Below are 14,330 nucleotides of genomic sequence, written 5' to 3' on the forward strand. Positions count from 1 at the left end.
TTCATTCCTTTAAACGTTGAATTTCTGATTCAAGTCGCTCGATGCGATCTTTCACCTTTAGATAATCATTAACTGCATTTACAGCTGTTAGCACAGCTAGTTTATTTGTATCAAGATTAGGATTCAACGAACTTATTTCCCGCATTTTATCATCGACTAAAGAGGCGACCAGCCTTACATGACTAGCGCTTTCTGGTCCAACTATCGTGTATTGCTGTCCATATATATCAACAGTTGTACGAGTTTTTTTTATGTCTGACAACATTCACGCCTCCATTCATAAGAATCCTAATCTATACTATAACACGAAGGAAATAACCAGGAAAGTCGGAAACTGTCATTTTAAGTTAAGATTTTTGTTATTATTTCATTATTGGTGGAAAATCTATTCTTTGCCTAAAGGAGTGCTCATACAATGGGGAATACCGTTATCAAAACTAGCTCTAGTGAAATGAATAAAATGAAAGAACATTACCGCCGCTATTTAAGTGAGAAGGTTCCACCAGGTGGCGTGTTTGCTGCGAAAACACCTTCCTGTTCCATTACTGCCTATAATTCAGGAAAGGTATTATTTCAAGGGAAAGACGGAGAAACAGAAGCGGCTAAATGGGGACAGCCGGCTGAGACTGGGAAAGCTGTTAAGAAAGCTAGTGCTCCTGCCAATTTGCCAGCAAATATTGGCTCGATGTCGGTTATCGGGTCCGATGAGGTTGGGACTGGTGATTTTTTCGGCCCGATTACCGTGGTAGCCGCTTATGTGAAAAAAGAGGATTTAGAGCTTCTTAAGGAGCTTGGCGTTCAGGATTCGAAGAATTTGAAAGACGATAAGATTATTGAAATCGCCAAACAACTAGTTAAATTTGTCCCCTACAGTTTACTAACCTTACATAACCCAAAATACAATAAAATGCAGGGCTCAGGCATGTCTCAAGGGAAATTAAAGGCATTGCTTCATAACCAGGCGATTCAACATGTGTTAGATAAAATCGCTCCCGAAAAGCCTGAGGCCATCCTTATTGACCAATTTGCAAAGGAAGAAGTCTATTATAATTATTTAAAAGGACAACGGGCGGTAGTACGCGACAAGGTCTTCTTTAGTACAAAGGGGGAGAGTGTCCATTTAGCCGTTGCAGCAGCTTCAATGATTGCTCGCTACGCTTTCGTTCAACATATGGATAAATTAGGTGGAAAAGCTGGATTTGTGTTACCAAAAGGAGCAGGAGCTCAAGTAGATGTTGCAGCAGCCCGGTTAATTAAGAGTAAGGGGGCAGAGTGTTTACCAGAGTTTGTGAAAATGCATTTTGCCAATACGGATAAGGCGATGAAGATTGCGAAGAAAGGATAGGATATACTTTTGGATAGGGAAGTTTGCGGACGCTGGGTAATGATGTCTGCTAACTTCTCTTTTTTGCGGGCATCTCTTTCGGGTAGCATTACTTGGCGTGACCATAAGAGTCACTATTGGTGACCTTTCTCCTCTCGGGCAACCCCACTTAGGGCACCAAGAGGCCTTATTGGTGACCTTTCTCCCCTCGGGCGACCCCACTTAGGGCACCAAGAGACCTTATTGGTGACCTTTCTTCTCTCGGGCGACCCACTTAGGGCACCAAGAGACCTATTGGTGACCTTTCTTCTCTTGGGCGACCCCACTTAAGGCACCAAAAAACCTTATTGGTGACATTTCTCCTCTCGGGCGATTCTACTTAGGGCATCAACAAGAAGGGAACTTATTGAAGAAATACCTATTCCCCTAACAATAATAAAAAAGAGGGAAACCCATGACAGCATCAAAACGACACTATCTAGGTTCCCCTCTACTCTATTACCCCCTCAAAACTGCTCCAGCTTGTTCTTCAACAGCTTTTAACACTTTATCATGAGTCTTTGTTACATCTTCATCTGTTAGTGTTCTTTCAGGATCAAAATACTTTAGTGAGAAGGCAATCGATTTCTTCCCTTCTTCCATACGATCTCCTTCATATAAATCAAACACGTAAACATCTTTCAACAGCTTACCGCCTGCTTCTACAATGATTCCTCGTAGCTCACCAGCTGTTTTACTTTTATCTACAACAAGAGCAATATCCCTTGTGATGGACGGGAATCGCGGAATTGCCGTGTATTGTAATGGTTCAGTACCCGCTTCTAAAACTGCCTTTAAGTTAAGCTCAAATACATAAGTTTCTTTTAAATCTAACTCTTTTTGTACGGTAGGGTGAACTTGGCCGATAAAGCCAATCACCTTTCCATCAAGGTAAACATGAGCCGTTCGTCCAGGGTGCAAACCATCTAGCTCAGCTGCTTTAACCGCAAACAATGAATCGAGCCCAAGCTTTGCAAATAAGCCCTCTAAAATCCCTTTCAGCACATAAAAATCAACCGGCTTCTTCTCGCCTTGCCATTGATGATTTTCCCAAAGCCCTGTGATGGCTGCAGCTAAATGCTCTTCCTCTTCAGGAAGCTCGGCAGCTTCATTTTTCAAGAACACTGCACCCGTTTCATAGACAGCAAGGCTATCAGCTTGACGAGCAAGATTGTATTTCAACACTTCAAGTAATTGAGGGACAATGCTTAGGCGTAGCAAACTTCTATCTTCACTCATTGGCATAGCTAACTCAACAGGATCACGGTTTTCCAATGCATATTGAGTAGCTTTGTCCTTGCTTGTTAAAGAGTAAGTAATCGCCTGATAAAGGCCTGCTCCCTCAAGATAACGACGAACAAGGCGGCGCTTAAGTTGATAATCTGTCAGATGCCCTGGAGTCGAAGCTCCCTTTGGCAAGGTCATTGGCACATTATCGTAACCATAAAGACGGGCTACTTCTTCAATCAGATCTTCTTCAATCGTAATATCTCCACGACGAGTCGGTACAGTAACTGTAATCTTGTCGTTATCAACAGCTGTTTCGAACTGCAAGCGACTAAAAATCGACTGTACTTCTTGCATGTTTAAGTCAGCACCGATGACGCGATTAATTTTTTCTAGCGTAACGGATACTACCGCAGGCTCCATTTCCAAGCTATCAGCTGTTGAAGAACCATCAAGAACCTCTCCACCCGCATATAAAGCCATTAATTCTGCTGCTCTCTCAGCTGCAGGACGTACGCGCGCAGGGTCAACACCTTTTTCGTAACGAGAGCTTGCTTCACTACGTAAGCCATGGTCCTTCGAAGCTTTACGAATGACTGGTCCAGTAAAATAGGCTGATTCAAGGAGAACCGTCGTTGTGTCAGCATTCACCTCTGAATTGGCTCCACCCATGACACCAGCCAGTGCAACTGGTTCAGTGCCATTTGTAATCACAAGATGGTCTTCTGTTAAAGTGCGCTCAGCATCATCAAGAGTTGTAATTTTTTCCCCTTGCTTAGCACGGCGAACAAGAATTTCTTTTGAACCAAGAAGGTCATAGTCAAAAGCATGAAGCGGCTGCCCATATTCAAGTAAGATATAGTTCGTAATATCAACAACATTATTATGTGGGCGAATGCCTGCTGCCATTAAGCGTGTTTGCATCCATAACGGTGATGGTCCAACCTTTACGTTCTTAATCACTTTTGCAACATAAAGAGGGTTGTCATCTTTCGCTTCCACATTAACCTTGATATAGTCCGTTGCTTTTTCAGATGCAGATGCCGTTTTTGGCTCAGGTAGTTTTACTTCCTTACCAAGAATAGCGGCAACCTCATAACCAACCCCCAACATACTCAAGCAGTCTGCACGGTTCGGTGTTAAGCCTAGCTCAAGGATTTGGTCATCTCTACCAAGTAAAGCTAAAGCATCTTGGCCAACTTCGGTGTCTTCAGGGAAATTGAAAATCCCTTCGGCAAATTCTTTTGCAACAAGCTTGCCTTCGATCCCTAATTCCTGCAGCGAACAGATCATTCCGTTGGATACTTCGCCGCGAAGCTTAGCCTTTTTGATTTTAAAATTGCCAGGAAGGATAGCTCCGACTGTTGCAACCGCTACTTTTTGTCCTTTTCCGACATTCGGTGCACCACAAATAATTTGAACGGGTTCTTCTGCCCCAATATCTACAAGGGTTTTGTTTAATTTCTCAGCATCTGGGTGCTTTTCACATTCTAGTACATGCCCAACGACAATCCCCTTTAGTCCTTCGTTTAACGTCTCGACGCCTTCAACTTCAATCCCACTCTTGGTGATTCTCTCTCCTAATTCCTCTGCGGAGACACCTGTTAAATCAACATAATCCTGTAACCATTTATATGAAACAAGCATTGTTATTCCTCCTAATCCCTATTCAGTCACTGAGAATTGCTTTAAGAAACGGATATCATTTGTGTAGAAGTGGCGAATGTCATCGACGCCGTATTTTAGCATCGCAATTCGTTCTGGTCCCATACCGAAAGCAAATCCTGTGTATTTTTTTGAATCGTAACCGGCCATTTCCAGTACATTTGGATGAACCATTCCCGCTCCAAGTATCTCTATCCAACCTGTTCCTTTACACGTACTACATCCTTTTCCACCACACATCTTACAAGAGATGTCCATTTCAACGGATGGCTCTGTGAATGGGAAGAAGCTAGGGCGAAGGCGAATTTCTCTGTCTTCTCCAAACATTTTTTTCGCAAACACATCAAGTGTCCCTTTAAGGTCACTTAAGCGAATGTTTTCATCGACAACGAGTCCTTCAATTTGTGTAAACTGATGGGAGTGCGTTGCATCATCATTATCGCGGCGATACACTTTCCCAGGGCAAATAATTTTAACAGGCCCTTTCCCATTGCGCGCTTCCATTGTTCTAGCCTGTACAGGTGAAGTATGAGTACGAAGCAAAATCTCTTCCGTGATATAGAACGAGTCCTGCATATCACGAGCCGGATGACCTTTTGGAAGATTAAGCGCTTCGAAGTTGTAGTAATCTTTCTCTACTTCTGGACCTTCTGCAACCGTATAGCCCATTCCGATAAAAAGATCTTCAATTTCTTCAACAATTCTTGTTAGTGCATGATGATTGCCTTCTCTAACAGGTCTTCCTGGTAAGGTCACATCAATGGTTTCAGCAGCAAGTTTTGCCTCAACAGCTGCTTTCTCAAGCTCATTCTGCTTTGCTTCTATTTGACCAGAGATCAAGTCCCGAACTTCGTTTGCTAGTGCGCCCATTTTTGGTCGTTCTTCAGCAGATAACTTTCCCATTCCTTTTAAAACTTCGGTAATCGGGCCTTTTTTCCCAAGATAGGAAACGCGAATATCGTTCAGTTCTTTCAAATCGGCAGCTTGTGCTACTTTTTCAAGTGCTTCTGCCTGCAATTCTTTTAAACGCTCCTGCATGTTTAAATCCTCCTCATTTTTTAAGCAAAATAAAAAGACTCCATCCCAATAAAGGGACGAAGTCTGGTTTCGCGGTACCACCCTTTTTAACAGGCAATACAGTTATGTATGGTCTGTTCGCTTCATTCGGATAACGGCTTATGCCGATGCAACTTTACATTCCTTTATGAGGAATGGTCCCGCTGCCAGCTCTGGAGGTGAATTCACTTGCCTGTTCCATAAAAATGCTTTCAGTCTAATGGCATTTTCTCCCTGAATGGTCATCTGACAGCTACTCTTCTCCGTCAACGCTTTTAGTCATTTTTGCGTTTATTATAGTATATTCTTTCCATTGTGGCAAACCCATTTACTAAAATCACTTTATTTTAACGTTTTTAAGTAATAAAGCAGGATTCCCGTCGCTACAGCCACATTCAATGATTCGCTTTTCCCGAGAATGGGGATGTACAGGTTCTGAGTGGTTTTCGCCAATAAGTCTGGGTTCACCCCACTGCCTTCATTCCCAACAAGAAGGGCAAACTGCTGCGCGCCTGTAGTCGTAAGTTCGTTATAAACCGTCGCATCTTCAAGGGCGGTTCCGTATACAGGAATGCTTCGTGTTGATAAGTTATCCATCCATTCATGAAGGTCACTGCTGACAACAGGAAGATGGAAATGGCTCCCTTGTGCTGAACGGAGAACTTTGGGATTGTAAATATCAACGCTTCCTTTTCCAACAATAACTGCATCGATTCCTGCTGCATCTGCTGTACGGATCATCGTTCCAAGATTCCCTGGGTCTTGAGCTGAGTCAATCAGCAAGTAAGTATTCCCTTCCTGACTTATTGCTGATGGCTGGTGGCAGACAGCGAATACACCTTGGGTTGTTTCGGTATCCGCTAGGGATTGAGCGATATCCTTGCTTACTTCAACAACGGGAACGTCACCATAATCTAAACTTGGCGGAAGATCGATTCCCTCACTCAAGATGATTGTTTCAATTTCGATATTACTTTTCAACGCCTCTTCAACGAGATGGAATCCCTCTATAATAAAAGTCTTCGTTTTATCTCGTTCCTTTTTAGTCAACAGTTTTTTCCACTGTTTAACCTGAGGATTTGTTGCAGATTGGATATATTTCAACCAAGACACTCCTCTTCTTCATTCAATTTTTTAATTATAGCGCAATTTTTTTACATAATAAAATCAAATTTGTCCATCCTATGTTTAGATTAAGGATTTGAAAGGGGTTTTTATACATGAACTTAAATCTACGCCATGCGATTATTCAAAATGTGACTGGTAATACACAAGATGAACTAAAAGATACAATTGTTGACGCGATTTCAAATGGTGAGGAAAAGATGTTACCTGGCCTTGGAGTGCTATTTGAAGTCATCTGGCAGAATGCTTCGCAGGAAGATCAGCAGGAAATGCTGGAAATGCTGGAAAGCGGTTTGAAAGGATAATGAGTTTCCTCCGGAATTGCTTCCGGAGGATTTTTTATTTAAACATGCTTGATAGGTGTTTTTACATTATTTGTCTTTCGGCAAGTAAATCGTACAAATTGGCAAGTAAACACAACAAACCGGCTAGTAAATAGTCAAAACCGGCTAAGTAAATCCACTCCCCGTAGATTTTCACCTTCAAAAGGCACCAAATATGTAAAAGGGAGCCCTCAAAAAGGCTCCCTTCCTCACTTATCCGAATGTAATTTTATCTACAGTTTCTTGATCGAGTCGTTTAATGACTTCAACAATCAATTTAACGGCATTTTCGTAGTCGTCACGATGCAACATCGCTGCATGTGAGTGAATGTAGCGAGTGGCGATGGTGATGGACAAGGACGGAACGCCTCTGTGAGTTGTGTGAATAGCCCCAGAATCAGTTCCCCCACCTGGAATCGCATCAAATTGATAAGGAATATTCAATTCATCTGCTACGTTTGTAACAAAATCACGCAAGCCCTTATGGGAGACCATGCTTGCATCATAAAGAATGATTTGTGGGCCCTCTCCCATTTTACTAGCTGCTTCTTTCTCAGAGATTCCTGGTGTGTCGCCAGCAATACCTACATCAACCCCAAAAGCGATATCTGGTTGAATCGCTTGTGCAGATGTACGTGCACCACGTAGACCAACTTCTTCTTGAATCGTTCCAACCCCATAAACGGTGTTTTGAACGTTTTCATCCTTCAACTGCTTCATCACATCGATTGCAATGGCACAGCCAATACGGTTATCCCATGCTTTGGCTAAAAGCATTTTTTCATTGTTCATGACAGTAAATTCAAAGTAAGGAACAACCATATCACCAGGCTTTACTCCCCACTCTTCTGCTTCTTCACGACTAGATGCGCCGATATCAATAAACATGTCTTTAATTTCTACTGGCTTTTTACGAGCTTCAGGAGGAAGAATATGCGGCGGCTTCGAGCCAATCACTCCTGTTACGTCTCCTTTGTTTGTCACGATGGTCACGCGTTGAGCAAGCATTACTTGAGACCACCATCCCCCTACCGTTTGGAAACGGAGGAAGCCTTTATCATCAATTTGAGTAATCATGAAGCCAACTTCATCAAGATGGCCAGCTACCATGATTTTAGGACCAATCTGACCCTTTTTAGCAATCAGGCTGCCCAGCCCGTCAACGGTCAATTCATCGGAATATGGAGCTATGTATTTAGACATGACCTCACGAACTTCGCGCTCGTTGCCGGGAATACCTCTGGCATCAGTTAACTCTTTCAGCATCGTTAATGTTTCATCTAATTTAGCCATTATTTCGACTCCCTTAATATGTAGTTTCAGATTTTATTATACAGAAACAGAAAGACAAAGTACAAAACAAGCCATCAATAACCTTTTTGCTGCCTATCATAATTTACTTCATTTTTTTGAATATATGCCTGCTCGATTTCTTTTTCGGTAAAACCTAACATTACCGCTAAATCTAAATAATCCCTGAACATCCTCGTGTAGACTGACATCGTCTTTGTCGAGCGAAATTCGTTAATGGACCCATAGACCTTTAGAAACTGTTCCGAAACCGAGTTAGCAGAGGCTTGTTCGACCATCTCCTCCTCTTTAAACTCAAATCCACACTCAATCCCGACAGATAAAATAAAATGGATTCCATCTACAAACTCTTCTAAAATAACCTTAGAGTCCGAAGCTGGCTTAACGCTCCAAAACTTAAAACATCTTGTCTCATTAGCCAATTCACCGAGTTCGACCAAAAGTGCGAGGATCTTCCGGTCAAATAAATCCTCTTCCACTAATCCATGTTTTTGCTCAATATGTTGATCAAGACCAAATTGCATTTTATAAAGTTTTTCAAGATTCATGCAAAACCTCCTCCTTTTAAATAATGATTACGTTAACCGCGGCTGTTGATTTTTTTCTCCAATCAACAATATGTAAATCTAACAATGTACTACGTCACAGCCAAAATTATAAAGGAAATTTATAATTAAATGAAACTATTCGGTAGGTAGATTCGTAAATAAGGAAAATAAGCAGTGGAGGAAACAGTGATGCTATGGATTTTTCGACTTCTACTTTTTGCCTCAATCATTTTCATTTTATATACGACCGTAAAATATCTCGTGAGCCCCAAAAGAAAATTAGAGCTTGCTCATGAGAAAAGACAGTTTTATTTCTTAGACGATCAGGAAAACGTGCGAAAAAACTTCCACCTAACCTATAAAGGGGTATTATTTGAGGGAGAGAAATATTTAGGGACAACAGAGTATGCCTTTGAGGTTGTTTCAATCTTTCTTTGGCCAAAAAATACGGCCGCGCTAAAGGGTTTAGCTTATGAAGATTTTATTTATATCGAGGACCAAATTCACGAGGTCTATCCTGGTGCAGCGATTAGTTGGAAAAGCCCCGTCAAAGAGTTTATGGAAAAAAAGCCTGATTTTGAATAGAATACTAGCATAAAACCCGTCTGGAATCCTCCAGACGGGTTTTTTAGATTACAAGCGAAAGTAAATGAACACAGCTATATGTAGCAGCACAACAAGGGGCAAGCCATATTTAAACTGTGCATGTTTTGTCTTATGCCGAAAAGAGTTCATTCCTACTGTCATTCCACTCGCTCCCCCTAAAAAGGCTATTGCCCAAAGGGTCCGTTCACTAATGCGGTACTTCTTCTCTTTTGCACGTCTTTTATCAGCACCCATTAGATAAAATCCTAATACATTCATAAATAAAAGATAAAAAACTACTAGTTCGGGATTCATGTAGGTATTCTTCCTCTCCAAAAGAAAAAACCATCCCCTAAATAGGAATGGCTTTACTTAACAATAACTTACTTTGCGTAAGCAGATTTTGCAACATCAGCTAATTGAGCAAATGCTTTTTCATCAGAAATAGCAAGCTCAGCTAACATTTTACGGTTAACTTCAACACCTGCAAGTTTCAAACCGTGCATTAAACGGCTGTAAGAAAGACCGTTCATGCGAGCTGCTGCGTTGATACGAGTGATCCAAAGTTTACGGAAGTCGCGCTTCTTCTGGCGACGATCGCGGTAAGCATATTGTAATGATTTCATTACCTGCTGATTAGCAACTTTGTATAATGTATGTTTTGAACCGTAATAACCTTTTGCTAATTTAATTACTTTTTTACGACGCTGACGCGTAACTGAACCGCCTTTAACACGTGGCATGTAATTTCCCTCCTATATAAATCGAGATGTTCCCGAGTTTACTTAATGTTGTCTAGTAGATGGCGAATACGTTTGAAATCACCTTTTGAAACAATTGCACCCTTGCGAAGCTTACGCTTTTGCTTTTGGGATTTGTTTGCGAACATATGGCTAGTAAAAGCGTGTGAACGCTTGAGTTTGCCTGATCCAGTTTTCTTGAAACGCTTTGCAGCGCCGCGGTGAGTTTTCATTTTTGGCATTAGGAACTTCCTCCTTGTTACTTTTCGTTTTTAGGGGCTAAAACCAGAAACATGCTGCGTCCGTCCATCTTTGGATGGGACTCGACTGTAGCAACATCCTTGCATGCTTGAGAGAAACGATCTAAAACACGCTGACCAATTTCTTTGTGAGTAATTGCACGACCTTTAAATCGAATCGAAGCTTTTACTTTATCGCCTTTTTCCAAGAATTTAATGGCATTACGTAACTTTGTGTTAAAGTCATGCTCATCAATCGTTGGGCTCAGACGCACTTCTTTAGTTGTAATGATTTTTTGATTTTTACGTGCTTCTTTCTCTTTCTTTTGTTGCTCGAATTTAAATTTACCATAGTCCATGATCCGGGCTACAGGTGGTTTCGCATTCGGTGCCACAAGGACAACATCAAGATTTACACGAGAAGCAATTTCAAGCGCTTCAATTTTTGTTTTAATTCCTAGCTGATCGCCATTTTGGTCAATAAGACGAAGTTCACGGGCACGGATACCCTCATTCAACAGCATATCTTTGCTAATAGTTAGCCACCTCCAGGTTTTATCAGAATACAGTGTTTGGGTAAAGAATATATCGCAGAAGCTTTTCTCAGTCGCCAACCGCTGATCGACTTTTTGCAAAATAAAAAAGTGCGGGCGAAACACCCACACTTTTACGAAATCACACGAAATGAACAGTCGTTAACGTAAATACCTGTCAACTGCTCTAATGCGTCGATCAGGTGAGAAGCGGGTGCTTCTTCTTTCCACAAACCGTATTCAATTTTACCTTTGTAACTATATCACAACGTTGATACTCTGTCAACGAATCGCTAGTTATTACTGCAACGATTTGTATTGTATCAAATTCTAAAGAAGTAAGCAATCTTTTTTTATACTAGAATTTTTTTGCTTCTTTACGGAACCCTTCAAGGAATGTTTCAAAACCAATTGTCTCAGACTTCTGTTCCCCGTATTTGCGGACATTCACGGCGTTTTCTTCGATTTCCTTGTCTCCTACAACTAACATATATGGAATTTTTTGCATTTGAGCTTCACGAATTTTATAACCGATTTTCTCTTCACGACTATCCAATTCCACACGGAAACCTTCTGACTTTAATTTTTCCTGTACCTGTTTCGCATAATCAAAGTGAACGTCAGGAGAAACAGGAATCACTTGTGCTTGAATCGGCGCAAGCCATGTCGGGAATGCCCCTTTGTATTCTTCAATTAAGAAGGCAACAAAGCGCTCCATTGTGGAGACAACGCCACGGTGAATAACAACTGGACGGTGGTGCTTGCCGTCTTCGCCGATATAAGTTAGGTCAAAGCGTTCTGGAAGTAAGAAATCTAGCTGGACAGTTGAAAGAGTCTCCTCTTTTCCAAGTGCTGTTTTTACCTGAACATCAAGCTTTGGACCGTAGAATGCAGCTTCACCTTCAGCTTCATAATAGTCATGACCCATCTCGTCCATTGCTTCTTTCAGCATGCTCTGTGCTTTTTCCCACATCTCATCATCATTGAAATATTTCTCTGTATCTTGTGGGTCACGGTAAGATAATCTGAAAGAATAGTCTTTAAGATCGAAATCTTTATAAACCGCAAGAATTAATTCCACAACGCGTTTGAACTCTTCCTTTATTTGGTCAGGACGGACAAATACATGGGCGTCATTTAATGTCATACCACGAACACGCTGTAGACCTGATAGCGCGCCTGACATTTCATAACGGTGCATTGTTCCTAACTCAGCAATTCGAATTGGCAATTCACGATAGCTGTGCATGCTGTTTTTATAAACCATCATATGGTGTGGACAGTTCATTGGTCTAAGAACCAATTGTTCATTATCCATATCCATTGTTGGGAACATATCCTCATGGTAGTGATCCCAGTGTCCAGAAGTTTTATATAATTCAACGTTTGCCATAATTGGTGTATACACATGGTCATAGCCAAGGCTTACTTCTTTATCGACAATATAACGTTCGATAATGCGGCGAATCGTTGCTCCTTTTGGAAGCCAAAGAGGTAGTCCTTGACCAACCTTTTGCGAGTTAGTAAAGAGACCAAGCTCTTTCCCAAGTTTACGATGATCACGTTCTTTTGCTTCTTCTAGCAAGCGTAAGTGCTCAGCTAAGTCTTCCTTCTTGAAGAAGGCTGTACCATAAATACGCTGAAGCATTTTATTATCGCTATCTCCACGCCAATAAGCGCCTGCAATGCTAAGAAGTTTGAATTCTTTCAGCTTACCAGTTGACGGAACATGCACGCCACGGCAAAGGTCAAAGAAATCACCCTGCTCATAAATAGTAACTGTTTCGTCTGCCGGAATAGCCTCAATCAACTCAAGCTTATATTCATCGCCAATTTCTGTGTAGCGCTGGATGGCTTCGTCGCGGCTAACCTCAGTGCGAACAATTTCAATGTTCTCATTGATGATTTTCTTCATTTCTTTTTCGATTAGTGGTAGGTCTTCAGGAGTCAGAGACTGCTCCATATCCATATCATAATAGAATCCGCCTTCAATCACAGGTCCTACTCCGAGCTTTACATTTTTATATAAACGCTTGATTGCTTGCGCCATTAAATGTGCTGTACTGTGGCGAAGTACTTCAAGTGCTTCTGGGCGGTCTGTTGTAATGATCTCAATTGCTCCGTCTGCTTCAATTGGACGACGCAAATCATACATCTCTCCATCAACTTTACCAGCAAGTGCTTTTTTCTTTAGTCCCGGACTAATGGAAGCTGCAACGTCTTCGATCGTCGTACCGGCAGAAAATTCCTTTACTGCTCCATCTGGAAATGTCAACTTAATCATGTCTGCCATAATGTATTTCCTCCAATTTCTTATAAAAATAAAAAAACTCGTCCCTATAAAAATAGGGACGAGTTTGATTTCGTGGTTCCACCCAGTTTCCCGTTATAAGCATAAATGCCCAAATAACGGCTTTGGCTTTAGATAACGGCTATAACCGTCAGCTACTACTTACCGAAGTGTTCGCAACTGAAGTTCAGAGGTGGTATGCCAAATCTCTCGTGTTAGGAAGGTTTCAGCCTTGCCTTCCCTCTCTGCAAACCGTAAAAGAATAGCCCTTGTCCTCATCAGTACTGTTTCTTGATTCATATTATGTAGGTAATTATAGTTTGTAAACTTTTGAAAATCAAGGGGACTATTGGACTTTTTCATTCGATAATTGTTTATTTTCATAAAATGACTTTACCGGAGCCGTTTTTACCCGCTCTTCAAAGATATTGCCAATTGTTCTGACTAACGGCTGTTCGGGCTGATTCGTATATAGGTAAATGGTCGACGGAGCCATCGATAGTAAGGGTGCAATTGTGACCGAATCTACGTAAATTGGATGATTCCCTAATAGCTTCCGATCAATCCCTTTCACCAGCTCACTCCGTTTCATTTCTCTATAATTCTCGTCATAAAAGATTGTTTCTTCATCAAGAATCAGATGGATACATTCATGCAGTGCAGGTCTCCCCGATAAGAAATCTCTTAAAGTCTGCACAAACATTTGATACTCCTGTTCAAGTTTGTATTCGTCGATTGCCACTTCAACATAGTTTCGCAACTTATTAAAAAATGGCTTTAAGCGGAACACCACGAAAGAATCGAAGGAAAAACTAATGTTTCCTTTAAAGAGCTCATCAATCGCATGAAAAACATACTTCTTTTCGTCCGAGCCATTTAAAAAAGGGGTTAGATCCTCCCTATTTCCTTCAACAACCGAATAAATAATTTCAAGAATCTGCTCTTGTTCATGTGGATCATTGTAAAAAAAACGTTCAGATAGAATCTCTCTGAACCAATCATCCCGCTTCTTTAAAACGATAAATTCATAGACGCTTTCCCTTATCGTATGAAAGGCCGCATTGGGCAAATTTTTTAAACATATTTTAATTTTATTTCGGGCTTCATCTAGTTGTATGGTACCATTCTCCAGTTGAACAGCAGAGAGCTGCCCAGCTATATGCCCAAACATATTATGGGCATCACGATCTTTTTGGAAGATGATTTCGATCAACCATATCCCCCCTTTTGTGTTAAAATCTCCTGATTTAATATATGGGGGACATGTTCATTTTAGAAGTACCTATCTTCACTGTTTGGATATTTCATTGGTTTCATTAGAATTA

General features: G+C 41.2%; 15 protein-coding genes and 3 other annotated features. Of the genes, 3 read left to right on the forward strand and 12 right to left on the reverse strand.

Translation table 11 applies throughout. From position 1 onward, the window contains the following. Position 1: 1 nt before the first annotated feature. Entirely contained in the window at positions 2-262 is a 261-nt protein-coding gene (gene zapA / locus BMX30_RS04185; RefSeq protein ID WP_090741845.1) for a cell division protein ZapA, read from the reverse strand. A 153-nt stretch (positions 263-415) separates the two neighbouring features. Here zapA and rnhC point away from each other — a divergent pair, with 153 nt between their 5' ends. After that, positions 416-1,345: a ribonuclease HIII gene (gene rnhC / locus BMX30_RS04190; protein ID WP_090741489.1), complete on the forward strand. Its 930-nt coding sequence runs from the start codon at positions 416-418 to the stop codon at positions 1,343-1,345. Positions 1,346-1,822: 477 nt separating this feature from the next. Here rnhC and pheT read toward each other — a convergent pair whose 3' ends face one another. From pheT to BMX30_RS04205, 3 genes are all read right to left on the reverse strand, one after another. Further along, positions 1,823-4,237: a phenylalanine--tRNA ligase subunit beta gene (gene pheT / locus BMX30_RS04195; protein WP_090741490.1), complete on the reverse strand. Its 2,415-nt coding sequence runs from the start codon at positions 4,235-4,237 to the stop codon at positions 1,823-1,825. 18 nt (positions 4,238-4,255) lie between these two features. Continuing rightward, positions 4,256-5,293, reverse strand: coding sequence for a phenylalanine--tRNA ligase subunit alpha (gene pheS / locus BMX30_RS04200; protein WP_090741492.1), 1,038 nt, complete (start codon positions 5,291-5,293; stop codon positions 4,256-4,258). Between the two features lie 49 nt (positions 5,294-5,342). Beyond that, positions 5,343-5,590 (reverse strand) — a binding site (T-box leader). A 63-nt stretch (positions 5,591-5,653) separates the two neighbouring features. Next, positions 5,654-6,415, reverse strand: a complete 762-nt coding sequence (locus tag BMX30_RS04205) for a TrmH family RNA methyltransferase (RefSeq protein ID WP_090741494.1) — start codon at positions 6,413-6,415, stop codon at positions 5,654-5,656. Positions 6,416-6,531: 116 nt separating this feature from the next. On the opposite strand from BMX30_RS04205, the gene sspI reads away from it, so the two are divergent. Then, the gene (gene sspI, locus BMX30_RS04210; RefSeq protein WP_090741496.1) at positions 6,532-6,741 is read left to right on the forward strand and encodes a small acid-soluble spore protein SspI; all 210 of its coding nucleotides are present in this window, start codon (positions 6,532-6,534) and stop codon (positions 6,739-6,741) included. 231 nt (positions 6,742-6,972) lie between these two features. Here the strand turns inward: sspI and BMX30_RS04215 are convergent, their stop codons facing one another. Both BMX30_RS04215 and BMX30_RS04220 read right to left on the reverse strand, forming a co-directional pair. Then, on the reverse strand, positions 6,973-8,052 hold the full coding sequence (locus BMX30_RS04215; protein ID WP_090741498.1) for a M42 family metallopeptidase: 1,080 nt from the start codon (positions 8,050-8,052) through the stop codon (positions 6,973-6,975). 74 nt (positions 8,053-8,126) lie between these two features. Beyond that, positions 8,127-8,618: a dUTP diphosphatase gene (locus BMX30_RS04220; RefSeq protein ID WP_090741499.1), complete on the reverse strand. Its 492-nt coding sequence runs from the start codon at positions 8,616-8,618 to the stop codon at positions 8,127-8,129. 189 nt (positions 8,619-8,807) lie between these two features. On the opposite strand from BMX30_RS04220, the gene BMX30_RS04225 reads away from it, so the two are divergent. Beyond that, positions 8,808-9,203 (forward strand): sigma-w pathway protein ysdB, encoded by a 396-nt coding sequence (locus tag BMX30_RS04225; RefSeq protein ID WP_090741501.1) that lies wholly within the window; start codon positions 8,808-8,810, stop codon positions 9,201-9,203. Positions 9,204-9,251: 48 nt separating this feature from the next. On the opposite strand, the gene BMX30_RS04230 is transcribed toward BMX30_RS04225, so the two are convergent. The 6 genes from BMX30_RS04230 to ytxC all read right to left on the reverse strand — a co-directional run bounded on the left by BMX30_RS04230 (position 9,252) and on the right by ytxC (position 14,218). Then, complete coding sequence (locus BMX30_RS04230) at positions 9,252-9,518, reverse strand: DUF1294 domain-containing protein (protein ID WP_090741503.1); 267 nt, start codon at positions 9,516-9,518, stop codon at positions 9,252-9,254. A gap of 68 nt (positions 9,519-9,586) precedes the next feature. Beyond that, positions 9,587-9,946, reverse strand: a complete 360-nt coding sequence (rplT, locus tag BMX30_RS04235; RefSeq protein WP_090741505.1) for a 50S ribosomal protein L20 — start codon at positions 9,944-9,946, stop codon at positions 9,587-9,589. A gap of 38 nt (positions 9,947-9,984) precedes the next feature. Further along, on the reverse strand, positions 9,985-10,185 hold the full coding sequence (rpmI, locus tag BMX30_RS04240) for a 50S ribosomal protein L35 (protein ID WP_090741507.1): 201 nt from the start codon (positions 10,183-10,185) through the stop codon (positions 9,985-9,987). A gap of 17 nt (positions 10,186-10,202) precedes the next feature. Then, the gene (gene infC, locus BMX30_RS04245; RefSeq protein WP_139195378.1) at positions 10,203-10,706 is read right to left on the reverse strand and encodes a translation initiation factor IF-3; all 504 of its coding nucleotides are present in this window, start codon (positions 10,704-10,706) and stop codon (positions 10,203-10,205) included. Between the two features lie 108 nt (positions 10,707-10,814). Further along, positions 10,815-10,947, reverse strand: a sequence feature (ribosomal protein L20 leader region). A 126-nt stretch (positions 10,948-11,073) separates the two neighbouring features. Next, positions 11,074-13,008 carry a threonine--tRNA ligase gene (thrS, locus tag BMX30_RS04250; RefSeq protein ID WP_090741508.1) on the reverse strand — a complete coding sequence of 645 codons (1,935 nt, stop codon included), beginning with the start codon at positions 13,006-13,008 and terminating at the stop codon, positions 11,074-11,076. 51 nt (positions 13,009-13,059) lie between these two features. Continuing rightward, positions 13,060-13,296: a binding site (T-box leader), on the reverse strand. 55 nt (positions 13,297-13,351) lie between these two features. Further along, entirely contained in the window at positions 13,352-14,218 is an 867-nt protein-coding gene (gene ytxC / locus BMX30_RS04255) for a putative sporulation protein YtxC (RefSeq protein ID WP_090741510.1), read from the reverse strand. Positions 14,219-14,330: the final 112 nt, after the last annotated feature.

This window comes from Mesobacillus persicus, assembly GCF_900109925.1.
GTDB lineage: Bacteria > Bacillota > Bacilli > Bacillales > Cytobacillaceae > Mesobacillus_B > Mesobacillus_B persicus.